The sequence below is a fragment of the Rhizobium lentis genome (assembly GCF_017352135.1).
Lineage (GTDB): Bacteria > Pseudomonadota > Alphaproteobacteria > Rhizobiales > Rhizobiaceae > Rhizobium > Rhizobium lentis.
Window position 1 is genome coordinate 145,018 of record NZ_CP071457.1, and the last position, 15,857, is coordinate 160,874.

Annotated in this window: 13 protein-coding genes and 2 pseudogenes; 11 read left to right on the forward strand and 4 right to left on the reverse strand. The window is 59.7% G+C overall.

Annotation, left to right across the window (positions count from 1 at the left end; all coding sequences use genetic code 11):
• Positions 1 to 18 precede the first annotated feature (18 nt).
• On the reverse strand, positions 19 to 912 hold the full coding sequence (locus J0663_RS28895) for a helix-turn-helix transcriptional regulator (protein WP_207246225.1): 894 nt from the start codon (positions 910 to 912) through the stop codon (positions 19 to 21).
• 228 nt (positions 913 to 1,140) lie between these two features.
• Between J0663_RS28895 and J0663_RS28900 the strand changes: the two genes are divergently transcribed.
• The 4 genes and pseudogenes from J0663_RS28900 to J0663_RS28915 all read left to right on the forward strand — a co-directional run bounded on the left by J0663_RS28900 (position 1,141) and on the right by J0663_RS28915 (position 4,519).
• Positions 1,141 to 2,604, forward strand: a complete 1,464-nt coding sequence (locus J0663_RS28900) for an aldehyde dehydrogenase (RefSeq protein ID WP_246590473.1) — start codon at positions 1,141 to 1,143, stop codon at positions 2,602 to 2,604.
• A gap of 80 nt (positions 2,605 to 2,684) precedes the next feature.
• Positions 2,685 to 2,915, forward strand: a pseudogene (locus J0663_RS28905) (branched-chain amino acid ABC transporter permease); the annotation flags it as partial.
• A gap of 47 nt (positions 2,916 to 2,962) precedes the next feature.
• Positions 2,963 to 3,046, forward strand: a pseudogene (locus J0663_RS28910) (coniferyl-alcohol dehydrogenase); the annotation flags it as partial.
• Between the two features lie 27 nt (positions 3,047 to 3,073).
• Positions 3,074 to 4,519, forward strand: coding sequence for an aldehyde dehydrogenase (locus tag J0663_RS28915; RefSeq protein WP_207246227.1), 1,446 nt, complete (start codon positions 3,074 to 3,076; stop codon positions 4,517 to 4,519).
• A gap of 135 nt (positions 4,520 to 4,654) precedes the next feature.
• On the opposite strand, the gene J0663_RS28920 is transcribed toward J0663_RS28915, so the two are convergent.
• Positions 4,655 to 5,674: a LacI family DNA-binding transcriptional regulator gene (locus J0663_RS28920; protein ID WP_207246228.1), complete on the reverse strand. Its 1,020-nt coding sequence runs from the start codon at positions 5,672 to 5,674 to the stop codon at positions 4,655 to 4,657.
• A 171-nt stretch (positions 5,675 to 5,845) separates the two neighbouring features.
• Between J0663_RS28920 and J0663_RS28925 the strand changes: the two genes are divergently transcribed.
• From J0663_RS28925 to J0663_RS28950, 6 genes are all read left to right on the forward strand, one after another.
• Complete coding sequence (locus J0663_RS28925) at positions 5,846 to 7,105, forward strand: ABC transporter substrate-binding protein (protein ID WP_207246229.1); 1,260 nt, start codon at positions 5,846 to 5,848, stop codon at positions 7,103 to 7,105.
• A 68-nt stretch (positions 7,106 to 7,173) separates the two neighbouring features.
• Positions 7,174 to 8,055 carry a carbohydrate ABC transporter permease gene (locus J0663_RS28930; RefSeq protein ID WP_207246230.1) on the forward strand — a complete coding sequence of 294 codons (882 nt, stop codon included), beginning with the start codon at positions 7,174 to 7,176 and terminating at the stop codon, positions 8,053 to 8,055.
• Complete coding sequence (locus J0663_RS28935) at positions 8,048 to 8,884, forward strand: carbohydrate ABC transporter permease (protein ID WP_207246231.1); 837 nt, start codon at positions 8,048 to 8,050, stop codon at positions 8,882 to 8,884. Before J0663_RS28930 ends, J0663_RS28935 begins: the two co-directional genes overlap by 8 nt.
• A gap of 10 nt (positions 8,885 to 8,894) precedes the next feature.
• Positions 8,895 to 10,037 (forward strand): ABC transporter ATP-binding protein, encoded by a 1,143-nt coding sequence (locus tag J0663_RS28940; protein ID WP_207246233.1) that lies wholly within the window; start codon positions 8,895 to 8,897, stop codon positions 10,035 to 10,037.
• Positions 10,038 to 10,104: 67 nt separating this feature from the next.
• Complete coding sequence (locus J0663_RS28945) at positions 10,105 to 11,460, forward strand: NosD domain-containing protein (RefSeq protein ID WP_207246244.1); 1,356 nt, start codon at positions 10,105 to 10,107, stop codon at positions 11,458 to 11,460.
• A gap of 140 nt (positions 11,461 to 11,600) precedes the next feature.
• The gene (locus J0663_RS28950; RefSeq protein ID WP_207246234.1) at positions 11,601 to 13,292 is read left to right on the forward strand and encodes a GH32 C-terminal domain-containing protein; all 1,692 of its coding nucleotides are present in this window, start codon (positions 11,601 to 11,603) and stop codon (positions 13,290 to 13,292) included.
• Between the two features lie 127 nt (positions 13,293 to 13,419).
• Here the strand turns inward: J0663_RS28950 and J0663_RS28955 are convergent, their stop codons facing one another.
• The gene (locus J0663_RS28955) at positions 13,420 to 13,983 is read right to left on the reverse strand and encodes a threonine transporter RhtB (RefSeq protein WP_207246236.1); all 564 of its coding nucleotides are present in this window, start codon (positions 13,981 to 13,983) and stop codon (positions 13,420 to 13,422) included.
• A gap of 126 nt (positions 13,984 to 14,109) precedes the next feature.
• Here J0663_RS28955 and J0663_RS28960 point away from each other — a divergent pair, with 126 nt between their 5' ends.
• Positions 14,110 to 14,313, forward strand: a complete 204-nt coding sequence (locus tag J0663_RS28960; protein WP_207246237.1) for a hypothetical protein — start codon at positions 14,110 to 14,112, stop codon at positions 14,311 to 14,313.
• Between the two features lie 62 nt (positions 14,314 to 14,375).
• On the opposite strand, the gene hemA is transcribed toward J0663_RS28960, so the two are convergent.
• Positions 14,376 to 15,590: a 5-aminolevulinate synthase gene (gene hemA, locus J0663_RS28965; protein WP_207246238.1), complete on the reverse strand. Its 1,215-nt coding sequence runs from the start codon at positions 15,588 to 15,590 to the stop codon at positions 14,376 to 14,378.
• Positions 15,591 to 15,857: the final 267 nt, after the last annotated feature.

The following is a 15,857-nucleotide window of genomic DNA, read 5'->3' on the forward strand; positions in this document are numbered from 1 at the left end:
AATCCAACGCGCTCGAACCTAAGGCCAGTCCGCATAGCCTGACGAGAGCATTCTGTTTTCCGAGCCGGCGGAAGCGCGGGCGATTTCGCGGTAGCCGGCGGGAGAAAGACCGGTCTTGCGTTTGAAGAAATGGCTGAAGTAGGTCGGATCGCGAAAGCCGAGACTGTCGGAGATTTCCTGGATATTGCGGGCCGAGCGCTCCAATCTCAGCTTTGCCTCCTGCACCACGCGCTCATGCAAGAGCTGGATGGGTGAGCGCCCGAGCGACCTCTGGCAGACCGCATGAAGCCGGTCGGCAGTGACGCCCAGTTCTGCGGCGTAGTCGCTGATCGGCCGATGCTGGCGGAAACCGGCCTCGACGAGCTGGCGATATCGCTGCAGGATCGATCCGGTCTCGCCCTGTCCGCGCTGCTCGCTTCTTTCGCCATCGGTGCCGCGCCAAAGCGTCATCAGGATCAGCCGCATATAGGCCGATGCCGCCATCCAGGAGGCGCGGGAGGGCTCGTCGATCTCACGCACGAAGCCGGAAATCAAGGGAGCAATTTCAGCCACCAGCAGGGGATCCGACGCCTCGACCAGCTTGCGCTGCTCGGTGAAGATGCGCAGCGAATAGGATTCCACCTTCTCGCCGATCGCATCGACCATCACCTGCGGCGAGGCCCCGACCAGATGCGCCGCGGTTCCAGCAGCGATCAACAGGTCGCAGCGTGCCTGCGGCGGCAGGAAGGCAAGGAGCGGCCCCTGCAGCAGCCGCTGCTCGCCGCTATTGAAGTGAAAGTCGGCCCTCCCCTCCCCGAGCAAAAGGAAATGGTGGAAATCCGCATAGAGGCCTTTTTGAAAATGGATACGCCGATGCGACAGCGACGGTCCGTGCCACTCGCCCCTGGCATAGCGATGAATGCTTGCGTCCAACCACCTCTCCTCCGCTCCTTGCCTCCCGACAGTGCGGGAATCCCCAGAAAATTACAACATTAGCCCAATAAATCGCATTCCTTTCGCAATTGATCAGCGTAACCTTGTCGTCATCAGCCTTTGGGAGGAGGCATTCCAAAAAATGCAGAACGTGGCCTGGCAGCCCTGGGGCTGGTGCCTTCGCACGCCGTTCTCCCATGGCAACAACGCAGACGCCAGTCTTGGCGAGTGGGTGAATCGGTGTTTTCGGCAAAGCTTATGATCAACAACGAGGAGATGGACGCTTCTTCTGGAGCGACCTGCGAACGGATCGATCCGCTGACCGGCGATGTCGCAACGATCGCCTCAGCGGGGTCGGTCGCCGACATGACAAAAGCAGCCAACGCGGCTGCGGCCGCGTTTCCCGACTGGTCGCAAACTGGCCCGGGCGAGCGGCGCAGGCTGTTGAACGCCGCCGCCGCTCTCCTGGAGGCCCGCAGCCCGGAGCTCATTGCAGCCATGACCGGCGAAACCGGTGCCACCACGCAATGGGCAGCGATCAATTGCGCGCTCGGCGCCGATATCTTCCGGGAAGCAGCGGCGATGACCACGCAAATCTCGGGCGAACTCGTACCGTCAGGCATTCCGGGAAGCCTCGCCATGGCGGTCCGCCAGCCGGCAGGCGTCTGCGTCGGTATCGCCCCGTGGAATGCACCTATCATCCTTGGTACCCGTGCTGTCGCCATGCCTCTGGCCTGCGGCAATACGGTTGTCCTCAAGGCATCCGAACTCTGCCCGAAGACACATGGCCTGATCGGTGACGTCCTGCGTGACGCCGGCTTTCCGCGCGGCGTCGTCAACGTCGTTTCCAATGCACCGAGCGATGCCGCCGCGGTCGTCGACACCCTGATCGCCCATCCGGCGGTGCGGCGCATCAATTTCACCGGATCGACGCGCGTCGGCCGCCTGATTGCCGAAGCGTCGGCTCGCCATCTCAAGCGATGCCTGCTCGAGCTTGGCGGCAAGGCACCCTTCATCGTCCTTGCCGATGCCGATATTGACGAGGCCGTGCGTGCAGCCGCCTTCGGTGCCTTCATGAACCAGGGGCAGATCTGCATGTCGACCGAGCGGATCATCCTCATGAAGGAGATCGCCGATGAATTCGTCGAGAAGTTCAGGGCCAAGGCCGAGACACTTGTTGCCGGCAATCCGCGCGACGGCAATACGCCGCTCGGGACGATGATTACGGCCGAAGCCGTACGCCGCGTCCGCGCTCTGATCGAGGATGCCGCGCAGAAGGGCGCGGTCGTCGTTTGCGGCGGTCATGTGCGCGGCACGCTGATCGATGCCACGGTCATCGATCACGCCACGCCGGCCATGCGCATCTACCGCGAGGAAAGCTTCGGGCCGCTGGCCGCGATCATTCGTGTCGACAGCATCGACGAAGCCGTGACCGTCGCCAACGACAATGAATATGGCCTCTCGTCAGCTGTCTTCAGCCGGGACATCAACCAGGCGCTCGACGTCGCCAGGCGCATCGAGGCGGGCATCTGCCACATTAACGAAGCAACCGTCGCGGACGAGCCCCAAATGCCGTTCGGCGGCGTCAAGTCGAGCGGCTACGGCCGATTCGGCGGCAGGGCAGCGATCGACGAGTTCACGGAATTGCGCTGGATCACGCTTGCCTCGGGCAAGCGGAACTATCCGATCTGAATTGTCACGGATCGGAAAGACACGAGGGAACACGGAGCTAAGAGGGCTCCGCCAAAGAGGGAGGAATTGCATGACTGGGTTCGACGAAACGGCTGCTTTTTGTTCTTGCCGCCTTCGGCATAGCCGTTGCCGGGGGGCTGTGGCTGGCAACGGCAGTCACCTTCCAGCCCAAGACCTATTTCAGTGTGCAGTGGACCGCCTACATGATCTTCATGGTGCCGGTCGGCGGCATCGGCAAGTTTGAGGGCGCCATCCTCGGCGCCATCCTCTTCTTCGTCATCGAAACCGTCTTCGGCGGAGCCGGGGTCTGGTAGCTGATCGGTCTCGGCGCGACGGCGGTTCTCTTCTCGCTCTATTTGGCGCGCGCTGGATCAACGGTGCCGACCTTCCGGTCGACGGCGGGCTGGAAGCCTCCATCAATGCCGACCTGTTCGGTTTCTAAAATACCATCGTCATCAGGAGACAAGAGATGAACATTTCCCTTCTCATCAACGGCCTCGACAAGCCGGCGGCCAGCGGCCGCACCTATGACCGCCGCGATCCTTTCACGGGAGAGCTGGCAAGCACGGCTCCGGCAGCAGGGCCTGAAGATGTCGCCGCCGCGATCGAGGCTGCCTCTAGTGCCTTTTCCGCATGGTCAAGCACAGGTCCCGGGCAGCGCCGGACGATCTTGGCCAAGGCCGCCGATATCATGGATGCCATGGTCGGCGAGTTTACGAAACTGATGATGGAGGAGACGGGGGCGACGGCGCCCTGGGCCGGCTTCAACGTCATGCTCGCGGCCAATATCCTGCGCGAGGCCGCTGCCATGACGACGCAGATCGGTGGCGAGATCATCCCGTCCGACAAGCCCGGCACGCTGGCCATGGGCGTGCGTCAGGCGGCCGGCGTTTGCCTTGCTATCGCACCCTGGAATGCACCCGTAATCCTGGCGACACGCGCCATCGCCATGCCGATTGCCTGCGGCAATACCGTGATCCTCAAGGCGTCCGAACAATGCCCCGGCACACAGCGGCTGATTGCGACTGCGCTAACCGAGGCATGCCTGCCGGCCGGCGTCATCAACGTGATTACCAATGCACCCGAAGACGCGCCCGCTATCGTCGAGGCACTGATCGCCCATCCCGCCGTTCGCCGCGTCAATTTCACCGGCTCGACGAAGGTCGGCAAGATCATCGCCGAACTCAGCGGCAAGCATCTGAAGCCCGCTCTCCTGGAGCTCGGCGGCAAGGCGCCGTTGGTTGTGCTTGAGGATGCGGATATCGACGGCGCGGTCAACGCGGCGATCTTCGGCGCCTTCATGCATCAGGGCCAGATCTGCATGTCGACCGAGCGCATCATCGTGCATCAGGCGATTGCGGATAGTTTCGTCACCAAGCTTGCGGCGCGTGCGGCCGCACTGCCCGCCGGCGATCCGCGCGGCCATGTTGTCCTCGGCTCGCTGATCAGCCTGGACGCAGCCAAGAAGATGGAAGAGCTCATCGCCGATGCCCAGGCCAAGGGCGCCAAGCTGGTGGCCGGCGGCAAGCGGAAGGGCACCGTGGTCGAAGCCACACTGCTCGATTTCGTCTCGCCTGACATGCGCGTCTATACGGAGGAATCCTTCGGTCCGGTGAAGCCGATTATCCGTGTCGCGAACGAGGACGAGGCGGTGCGCGTTGCCAACGATACGGAATACGGCCTGTCGTCCGCCGTCTTCAGCCGCGACGTACAGCGGGCGCTTGCCGTCGCCGGCCGCATCCAGTCCGGCATTTGCCACATCAACGGCCCGACCTTGAATGACGAAGCACAAATGCCATTCGGCGGCGTCAAGGGCAGCGGCTACGGCCGCTTCGGAGGCAAGGCCGCAATTGCCGAATTCACCGACCTGCGCTGGATCACGGTCGAGGACTCCACCCAACACTATCCCTTCTGAGGCTCACGGCAGCGCCCGCGGTCATCGATGCGCATGAGGCGTTTGTCGTCGGGAGGTTGAAGGCCCTGGAGGGCGAATGCCCCCAGGTTCTAATAGGATTTGCCCCTACCGATCGCAGAATTAATCGCTGTCAGATTACAAGGATCGCACCGACGTTCGCTCGACCAGGTTACAGGGCACAACGCGACCGTACGGACGAGCCGTATTCCCCGCCACCACACTGTTCAACAATTCCGCCCCTTCGCGACCTAAATCGTAATAGGGCAAGGCCGCAGTGGTCAGTTCCGGCTTCAGCGCCAGGGAAACCGTGCGGAAATCGTCAAATCCGACAATGCTGATATCCTCAGGGATACGCAGACCCAGTGCCATTGCCGCGATATAGACTTGGATCGTCATCTCGTCATTGCCGCTCATGATGGCGGTCGGTCGATCCTTTTGTTGCAGCATCTCTGTCGCAACGGCAAAAACGTAGTTCTTCTCCGCTCCAACCGGTCCTTCCATGCCCAGACGGATATTCAGGTCGCTCTCGGCAACGCCAAATTCTGCAGCGGTTTTACGGAAGGCATCGAGGCGCAGTTGCGCACCCAGCAAGATGGGATTGAGCCTGATATAGCCGATCTTTCGATGCCCCCTGTCAAGCAGGTAGCGGGTAAGATCTCGTGCGCCCTGGTAGTCATCAGGCTCGATCGACGGCAACAGTTCGTTCGTCCGAGGCCTGCAGTTGATCATCACCGTCGGAATCCGGACATCGCCTGCCTCAGGGTCAACGGTGCGACGGTACATTGTTACATAAAGAACCCCGTCAATCCGATGGGACTGGAACATTTTCCAGACTTCGGCCTCTCTATTGGGAGATCCGCCCGTGTTTGCGGTCAGGATGGTCTTCCCGTTCGCATTTGCCCAATCCTGTATTCCTCGCACAATGTCGACCGAATAAGGTGTGGTAGACACATAGTCCGTAATGATGCCGAAGGTGTTGGAACGGCTCGAACGTATGAGGCGCGCCGCCATGTTGGGAACATAGCCGAGGTCCCGGATGGCTTTTTCCACCCTCTCCCGGGTTTCCTCAGTCACATAAGGCTCACCGTTGATCACCCGTGAAACTGTTTTGTTGGAAACCCCGGCCGCTTTCGCGACGCTGATAATGCTGACCATGTTGCGCCGATCTCCTTGGTGGGCATTGTTCTAACCCAGTTATATGACAACGTCGACATATTTTTCTGACAACGTCGACAATGCGCGTTGACAACGTCGTCATAAGACCCTTATGTTTCACCCCAGCAAGGCGCGTCGAACACAAGCGCCCGGCAAGCAAGGGAGGAATCGATGAAAAAACTGCTTAGTGCCAGCGCCCTCGCGCTTGTTCTCATGGCGGCCGCTGCCAGAGCCGAAACCATCAATATCCTGGTGGAAGGTGGCGGCGAAATGCTGCAGAAGGCCGTGGCGGAGAAGTTCACCGCTCAGACCGGCATCAAGGTGAACTTCACGGTCGTTCCCTATCAGGGCGTCTTCGACAAGTTTTCCGCAGAGATAGCGTCTGGCTCGTCCGCATTCGATGTCGTAACCGTCGACGTCGTCTGGAACGCGAAGTTCGCAGATCATGTCGAAGACCTCGCGCCTCTTTTCACCGATGCGGTTAACGCAGACCTGCCGCCCGCTCTTCTTGCCGATGCCAAGGTCGGCGGGAAAATGATCGGCATGCCCGCTTGGGCGAATGCCGAGATTGTCTTCTACCGCAAGGACCTGTTCGACAAGCCCGAGGAAAAGCAAGCTTTCCAGGCAAAGTATGGCTATCCTCTTGCGCCTCCCAAGACCTGGCAGCAATGGCGCGACATGGCGAAATTCTTCACCCGCGATACCGACGACGACGGCAAGGTCGACTTCTGGGGTACCGACACGATCGGTACCTACGCGGAGGAATGGATGGCGCATGTGCTGCAATCCGGTTCGCCCGGTGTCATTCTCGATAAGGATGGCAAGGTGATCATCGACAATGAGGCGCACGAGAAAGCGCTGGAGTTCTACATCGCCCCGCACTGCGCCGATCATTCCGTCCCGGAAAATGTCAACGAGATCGGTTGGGGCGAGGCACAGAACCTGTTCTACCAGGGCAAGACCGCGATGATGAAGTTCTGGGCGCACGCCTACAAGATGACGCCCGCGGATTCAAAGGTCAGCGGCAAGGTCGGCGTCGCGCCGATGCTGGCGGGCGATGCGGGGATCGCAGCCATTCCCGGTCCCTGGTACAATGTCGTCCCGTCAACGTCGCAGCACAAGGATGCGGCGAAAAAATTCATCGCCTTTGCCATCGCCAACAATGCATTGGGCATTGAGGCGCCCCTCGGCCTGGCCGCGACCAATTCCGCCTATCGCAGCTATACCGGCAAGCCCGGATATGAGCATTTCCCACCGCTTCTTGAGACGTTGGGTGCGCCGGCTACACAAGGGCGGCCGATCAATGAGAAATATCAGGAAATCGTCGACGAAGCTGTCCTGCCTGCGGTCCAGCAGGCGCTGACCTGCAAGGACGATGTCGGTGACGTGCTCAAGGAAGCCAAGGAGACGATCGAGGACATTCTCAACTAGGCTCGCACATTCCTCATTATCGCGGGTTGATCATATGCCGCCCGCGCCATCAGCTTTCGGAGATGGACATGTCGGATGAAGACCGATTTGTGCTCTGCATGCTTGCACCCGCGGTCGCGATACTCGGCCTTTTGGTCGCCTATCCGGTGGGGCTCCTGGTATTCGATTCCTTTTTCAAAGTGGATACGATCACCCCCAACATCCGTGAATGGGTCGGGTTTCAGAACTATATCAATGCCCTGACGTCGCCGCGCGTTGCGGAAAGCGCGTGGCGGACCGTTCAGTATTCGATCTTTGCCCTGTTCTTCGAGTTCACATTCGGCTTCTGTGCGGCTCTGCTTTTTTCGGCCATGGCAGGCGAATCCCGGTGGCATCGCACGATCTTCGCCCTGCCGCTAATGGTCCCGCCTATCGTTGCCGGCCTGTTGTGGCGATTTCTCCTGGTCGGCAATATCGGTATTCTGAACTATGGGCTCGTCCGGTTGGGGCTTATCAGCGACCCCGGCGATATCGCCTGGCTTTCAAGCGAGGACATCGTCATCTATTCCGTCTCGTTTGCGGACATTTGGCTGACAACCTCGTTTGTCGCACTCGTTTCCTATGCCGGGCTGACGAACATCCCGAAGGATCTGCTGGAAGCGGCGCGCATCGACGGGGCGAACGCGCTCAAGCGGTTCTGGCACGTCACGCTGCCGCTGATGCGCCCAGTGATCGCGGTCGTGGTGATCGTGCGTGGCGTCGATGCCGCCAAGACCTTCGACCTGATCTGGATTCAAACGCAGGGCGGCCCCCGCCACGCCTCCGAAGTGTTCTCGATGAACATCTATCAGCGGATGGTTCGCTACGGCGATCTCGGCGAGGCATCCGCGTCCGGGACCCTTTTTCTCATCGTCATGATGCTCTTGGCAGCGGTTGCCTATTGGAAAATCTGGAGGCCGGTACATGCATAGAACTCGCCGCCTCCACACCAGCGGAGTGCTGATCAACCTGGCAGCCCTGCTGCTGGTGCTGTCCTACGCCCTGCCTTACGTCTATCTGCTGATGACCTCCATCAAGCCGGCGACCGATGTCCAGCAGATTCCGCCGAGCTTCTTTCCCGCCGTCATATCGTTCGAGAATTTTCGCGAAGTCCTGCAATCCTCTGCTCTGCCGAAGGCCTTCCTCAGTTCTCTAACGGTGGCGGTTCTGACGACGGCGCTGTCGCTGCTGGTGGCCGTGCCCGCTGCCTACGTTGCGACGCAGTATCGCCGTCGGATCACGACGCTTTTTCTGCTCTTTGCCCTGGTCACCCGCATGGTGCCGTCCGTCTCCCTGGGCGTACCGCTGTTCCAGCTTTTGAAGTCCATGGGCCTGCTCGACACCATTCCGGGGCTGGTCCTCGCTCACAGCTCGGCCGCGGTGCCGCTGGCGCTGCTGCTCATGTCCGCCTTCTTCGAAGGCGTGCCGAAGGAGCTTGAGGAGGCTGCACGCATGGATGGCTGCACGCGCTTCCAAGCCTTTCGAAAGATCATCCTACCGGTGATGACGGGCGGGATCGCGGTGACCGCGCTCTTTACCTTCATTACCAGCTGGAACGAGTTCCTCTATGCGCTGCTGCTGACGTCGGAAGCAACCAAGACGGCGCCGATCGTCATTGCCGAATATAATTCCGTCTATGGGCTTGCCTGGGGAGCGATGACGGCGGCCGCCGTACTCTATTCGCTGCCCGTCATCATCGTAACGCTCGCACTTCAAAAACAGATCGTCGGCGGCCTGACGTTCGGCGCCGTCAAGGGATGAGGAGGCAGGTATGGCCGGCATAGAATTGCGCAATCTCAACAAGATCTACGGAAACAGCTTCCACGCCCTTCATGATCTGAACTTCGACATTAGGGATGGCGAGTTCATGGTGTTTGTCGGGCCGTCGGGATGCGGGAAGTCGACGGCGCTCAGAATGATTGCCGGGCTGGAAAGCATTTCCAGCGGCGAACTGAGGATCGGCGATCGGATCGTGAACCATGTCGATCCCAAGGACCGCGACATTGCAATGGTGTTCCAGTCCTACGCGCTCTATCCGCACAAGACTGTGCGCGAGAACATTGCCTTCCCTTTGCTGATGGCGGGATTGCCGAAGACCGAGATCGACAGTCGCGTAAACGACGCGGCGCGCATTCTCGAACTGTCGGCACTGCTAGACCGCAAACCGGCTCTCCTCTCCGGCGGACAACGCCAGCGCGTCGCCATGGGCCGCGCGATCGTCCGCAAGCCCGCGGCCTTCCTGATGGATGAACCGCTCTCCAACCTCGACGCCAAACTCCGCGTGCAGATGCGCGCCGAGATTGCCAGCCTGCAAAGAAAACTGAATGTCACCACAATCTATGTGACCCATGACCAGGTCGAGGCGATGACGATGGGTGACCGGGTCGCAGTGATGAAAGGCGGCGTGCTGCAACAGGTCGACACACCGCAAAATCTGTACAATCGCCCGGACAATGTCTTTGTCGCCGCCTTCATCGGATCGCCCTCGATGAATTTGTACGAGGCCGTTCTGAATGGAAGGACGCTCACCCTCGGCAGGAATAGTTTCGACATCCCTGACCGGGTTTTCGAATGCCGCCCCTCGCTCAACGGTGCGTCAAACCGTCAGCTCATTGTTGGTATCCGGCCCGAACATATGAACGACGCCGCTATCCGGCCTTCTTCGGCCGAGATCTCGGCCGTAGTCACTCTTGTTGAGGCGCTCGGTTCTGAATCCATGGTGCACCTGAATTTCGATGCACCTTGGGTAGATGCCGGCGACCCCGACGCCGTCGCCGACATCGGCGAGGAAAAAGCGGCCGTCGCCCGGTTTTCGCCGAAAAGCAGAGTTCGCCCAGGCGACATAGCCCGCATCGCTGTCGATGCCGAAGAACTTCACTTCTTTGAACCGGACACCCGCACCAGCATCTGGTGATGAAATAGCCAGGAGAAAAACAAGAATGACGAGCTCAGCTGTCGCCACCAATCGGTCGCAACCAGTAATGGTCAGCGAAAACTGTTACGACGTAACGGCGTATCCCGTCGGGAATCCCTATGAGGATATCGGGGCGGTCATCAATAGCATCATTGCGGACATTAAAAGCAGGCAATCGCTTTCCGATCTCAATGACGGCGGAAAACCTGGAGCCGTGATCTATATACCGCCAGGCGATTATCGTCTTGTCACTCAAGTCGTTATAGACGTGAGCTACCTGAAAATTATGGGCTCTGGACACGGTTTTACGTCTTCCAGCATCCGTTTCAACACACCCGCAAACGAGCTGGCCCGTTGGCACGAACTGTGGCCAGGCGGAAGCCGTATCCTTGTGGACGTTTCGCCAGTGACCGCCGACGGTCAGGCTGCCGGAGCCGCCTTTCATGTCAGGCGCACCGGAAATCCTCGTATAAGTTCCGTGGAGTTTGCCGACTTTTGCATCGATGGCCTGCACTTCGTTGACGACGGTTCGGGGCCGAATGAGGCAGAAAATACATACAAGAACGGCAAAACGGGAATCTATGTGGGCAGCGCCAATGACTCATTTCGAATAACGGGGATGGGGCTGATCTATCTGGAGTACGGAGTTACTGTTCATGACGCGGATGCGCTCGCGATAGATAACAATTTCATTGCAGAGTGCGGCAACTGCATCGAATTGAAAGGTATGGGGCAGGCCTCAAGAATAGCGAATAACTTTGTCGGTGCCGGATATCAGGGACATTCAATTTACGCTGAAAATTATGGGGGCATACTTGTATCCGCAAACAACGTATTCCCTCGAGGAGCGAGCAGTCTCTATTTTTCCGGCGTGGTGCGTTCCTCGGTCACCGGAAACAGATTCCATTCCTTTTATCCCGGAATGTTGGTTTTTGCCGCCAATTGTTGCGAGAATTTGGTGTCCTCAAATCACTTCTTGCGGGATCGCGAGCCATGGGCGCCGATGCAGAAGTACGATAACGGATTGGATGATCTGTTCGGGCTTTTGCGGATTGACGGCAGCAACAATTCGGTAATCGCGAACCACATTTCCGAGACAATAGATACCCGGTACATCAAGCCGTCCGCGGCAAAACCTGTGATGATCAATGTGGTTTCCGGCAGCGGCAACTACATCGCCAATAATCATATTGTGGCCACAGCCGAAACTTCGCAAATGAATGACGTACCGAACAGCGCCTGCTTTGCAACGCAAGTTGGCGCATTGCTTTCAACCAGTAATCTGAAGGCGCTCGAAGTAACGACAGTACTGGTACAGGACGGATCGATGCGGAACACCGTCTTGGATTCGGGCAATGACGAAGAGGTTGTGATGGACAGAGCGAGAAATGCTTTCAGAGGCACGCCAGTTCCTGCGGAGTAGTCGCAGAGATTCAATATCGGCCGATGGTCTGGATCGTCTGTCGTGAATTTCGCGACTTTTCGGAGAGTTGTCCATGACGAACAAGGACTTCGCGTTTCCGCCCGGGGCCACCGATGGCGTGAGCTCTTAAGAGGTATTCGATGCGTCGACAAAAAAAGCAACTTGAGCTGGGAACTCGCATCGAGTTTTGGGCGCGATCGATCGACGAGAAAGCGGACGAATTCCCGTTCCGGATCCTGGACCAGGGCAAGCAGGTCCTGTGGGCGGTGAAGCGCTTCTCCGAGTTTCCGGAATTTTACAGCTACCATCATCGCGAGGCGTGCGAGGTGGAGCTCGAATGGAATGAAGGCGTAACAGACTTCACCTGGGCCTATGCTTACAATCCGCGGTCCGTCTCTAAGACCGGAATCACTGTTCTGGAATTCGGGGAACATCTGGTCGAGCGCACCGGACCCGAAATTGATGCGTGGTGCGCTTCCGATCCACAACGGCCGCGCCTGCATTTCTCCCCGGTGAAACATTGGATGAATGATCCCAACGGGTTGTGCAAGATTGGCGATGTCTGGCATCTGTTCTACCAGTTCCATCCGGCCGGCACGGATTGGGGGCCTATGCATTGGGGGCATGCGACCAGCCGCAACCTTTGTGAGTGGCTTCACATGCCGGTCTTCTTGCATCCGGAACAGAACCTCGCCCGCCTCGGGGCGACCGGTGGCGCGTTCTCGGGCAGCGCGTTCCGGGGTCGAGACGGAAAGGTAAAGTTCTATTACACGGAGCGCTTGCCCGCCTATGATCTCTTTGCCGGTTATCGCGAGATCCAGAAGATCGCCGAACCCGGCCGCGACCTCATCGAGCCCGAGCGGATCACGACCGTGCTGGAGGTCCGTCCGGAAGGGGTAGAACATGATTTCCGAGATCCGAAAGTCTGGTGGGACGGGGCAGCCCGCGCCTATCGGATGATCCTTGGCGCATCGATTGATGGCGATCCGGCGGTGTTGCTCTATGGCTCGGGCGATGGACTGGAATGGCAATATCTGGGGCCGCTCTACCGCGCGCCCGCCCGTTTCCGCGCCGAAGGCGCCCGTGCGGTGGAATGTCCCGACTTTTTCCGGCTGGAGGATAAGTGGGTCTTGGTCATGGGCTTTGTCGGCCATATTGAACCAACAACGGGGCGCCACAATCTCCTCTACGCCCTGATCGGCGAATTTGCAGGCGATCGCTTCGTGCCCGACGCACCCGAGCTGCAACTGCTGGATTTCGGGACCGACTATTACGCGATGCAGAGTTTCGAAGCAGAAGGGCGTCAAATCGCCTTTGCATGGCTTTTCAACTGGGAATACCGCAAGCCGGAAGGTTCAGCCTATTCCGGCGAAATGTCCCTGCCCCGTGTCCTCAGTCTCAATGAAGACAAGAGCAAAATATGCATGCTGCCGGCGATCGAGGTCGACGAGCGCTATGTCGCCATCCCAGTCGCCCCGGACCGAAGCGGTGATTACGCGCTGCCGAGCGCCCCGATCGAGATCCGGCTTTCCGGACCGCTGCAGGGTAGCAAGCTTGTCGCGACAGAGGGTGGCGAACTTGCCTTCGAGGTGAGCGTCGCCGGCGATATCCTTTCGATTCGGCTGGCCCAGGACGATGGCTCGATCCGATACGTGGCGGAGCTTGGCGGCGGAAAGGACCTTCGGCTGTTTCATGACCGCGGAATCGTCGAGATTTTCGCCGATGGCGGAGCGGTTTGTGGAACCCGCCGCGGCTACGCGAATATCGAGCCCGATCGGCTGGAAATCTCATCCTCTGCATCAGCGCAAGTATTTGAAAGGCTTGCGAAATGAGTTTGGCTGTTGTGAAGCACTGGTCGACATGCGTCCCACGTCAACGACCACCCCGGGGGACGAGCTTCGTTTCTCATGCCGGTGAGACCGTCACACTGGGAATCCGCCACGGCAATAGCCGCGGGTTTCATCCGCCAAAGGCGCTGAACGTCAGCACAGCGGAGAATGCGACGAGGGTTGCCGATCCGCACCGCCGCGCAAGTGCCGGGATGCGTTTTTCACGTCCAAGGATGAGCGCGCCGATCGACAACCAGATCGAGGAGACGACCAGGACCACGGATGCGAGAGTGGCAATGGCGGCTGCCGCAGGCACTTCCCGCGTGGGAGGGACCATCGTCAGCCCGATGATAAGCGCTTTGGGATTTAGGAGCGTCGTCACGCCCAACTGCCGCACGCTTACCGCCTCGATGTGGCTCGATCCGACGCCCCAGAGCCGGAGTGCCAGATACAGTACCCAGGTCGCCGAAATAAGTTTGACGCCCTGCGACACCAGTGGATGGTCGCGGAGAAAGGAACCGGCCAGACCGGATGCCGGAAGGACGATTGCGAGATAGGCGGACAGGACGGTGGCGAGCAGCGCGATCGAGCGTCTGAAGGTCAGCCCCTGAGATGCCATCGCCAAAATGGCATTGGTCGGCCCGGGCAGGATGAGAAGCGTGAAAACGCCGGCTGCGAAAGGCAGAAGATGCACTGTTACGGTCTCCGGTTGCCTCCGCTTCTTGCATGGCCGCGCGCGCCCGTCGTTGACAGAGGTCATTTTGCCGCCGGAACATTCCAAGCGCCCGGACGTTTGCTGCGATTAGGTTAGAGGTAGGAAATGCCCCGCATGATCAGGTTCATGCTCACCCGACTGGCCACGGGCTTTGCAATCGGATGCGCCGCGGGGCTCTTCGTATGGCAGAACGGTTTTGCTGCGGCAGGTACGCTTGAGAATTATCTCGCGCAGGGCCTGTTCATTTATCTCTTTGCGAGCACCATCAGCATGGGTTATCTCGCGACAGCTCTCCTCCTGGAAGAATAGCACCGAAAAATGGAAAGTCTGCTGCCCGCGAGCCGCGTGATCGTCATCGTGCCGCATCTTGCTCAGGCTACCATCCGCGCCAGCGCGCAGCGCGACCAGAGCGAATGCAGCGCCTCGACGAGATGGGCGATATCGGCGTCTGAATGCAGCGGTGTCGGCGTGATGCGCAGCCGCTCGGTCTTCTTCGGCACGGTGGGATAGTTGATCGGCTGGACGTAGACGCCGCAATTGTCGAGCAGCAGGTCGGAGATCCACTTGCATTTGGCCGCATCGCCGACCAGCACCGGCACGATATGGCTGGGATTGTGCATATGCGGAATGCCGCGCTGGTCGAGCAGCGACCTGAGCTTGCGCACCCGGTCCTGGTGGCGGGCGCGCTCGAACTGGCTGACCTTCAGGTGCTGGATCGAGGCGACCGCACCGGCGGCGAGCGCCGGCGGCAGGGCGGTGGTGAAGATGAAGCCGGAGGCAAACGAGCGGATGAAATCGCACAGCGCCGCAGAGGCGGCGATATAGCCGCCCATCACCCCGAAGGCCTTGCCGAGCGTGCCCTCGATGACCGTCAGCCGGTGCATCAGCCCCTCGCGCTCGGCAATGCCGCCGCCGCGCGGGCCGTACATGCCGACCGCATGCACCTCGTCGAGATAGGTCATGGCGCCGTATTTGTCGGCGAGATCGCAGATCTCCCTGATCGGGGCGATATCGCCATCCATCGAATAGACGCTCTCGAAGGCGATCAGCTTCGGCGCCTTCGGATCGGCGGCGGCAAGCTTGGCTTCGAGATCGGCGACGTCATTGTGTTTCCAGATCACCTTGTCGCACTTGGCATGGCGGATGCCCTCGATCATCGAGGCATGGTTGAGCGCATCGGAGAAGATGATCAGGCCGGGGATCTTCGCGCCGAGCGTGCCGAGTGCGGCCCAGTTGGAGACATAGCCGGAGGTGAAGATCAGCGCCGCTTCCTTGCCGTGCAGGTCGGCAAGCTCCCGCTCGAGCAGGACGTGATAATGGTTGGTGCCAGAAATATTCCGGGTGCCTCCCGCACCCGCGCCACAGTGGTCGATGGCGGTCTTCATCGCCTCGATCACCTTCGGGTTCTGGCCCATGCCGAGATAGTCGTTGGAGCACCAGACCGTGACTTCCTTCTCGCCATCGGCCGTATGACGCGTCGCACGCGGGAAGTTGCCGCGGTGACGCTCGAGATCGGCAAAAACGCGGTAGCGGCCCTCGGCATGAAGCCCGTCCAGCTCGTTTTTGAAAAATGCTTCGAAATCCATCAGATGCTCCCTTTTGCGAGGTCAAGCGATACATCGGGGCAGCCGGGCGGTATTTGATCTCCGTCAAGTTCGGCGCAAGTCGCGTGCTTTCGCGGGGGGCGCCGTGATTGCGTTACATCAATGAGGAAGCCTGTGGCTAGTGTAGTGTCACGGGGCGAGTCGGGAGCTCCCGTGTCAACCAGGGAAGTTGACAGATGGCTTGCTCGATTGACAGATCGAGCAAGCCTCCTCGTCACTTCGGCGTGACGGCGCGCCAAAGCGACCGAA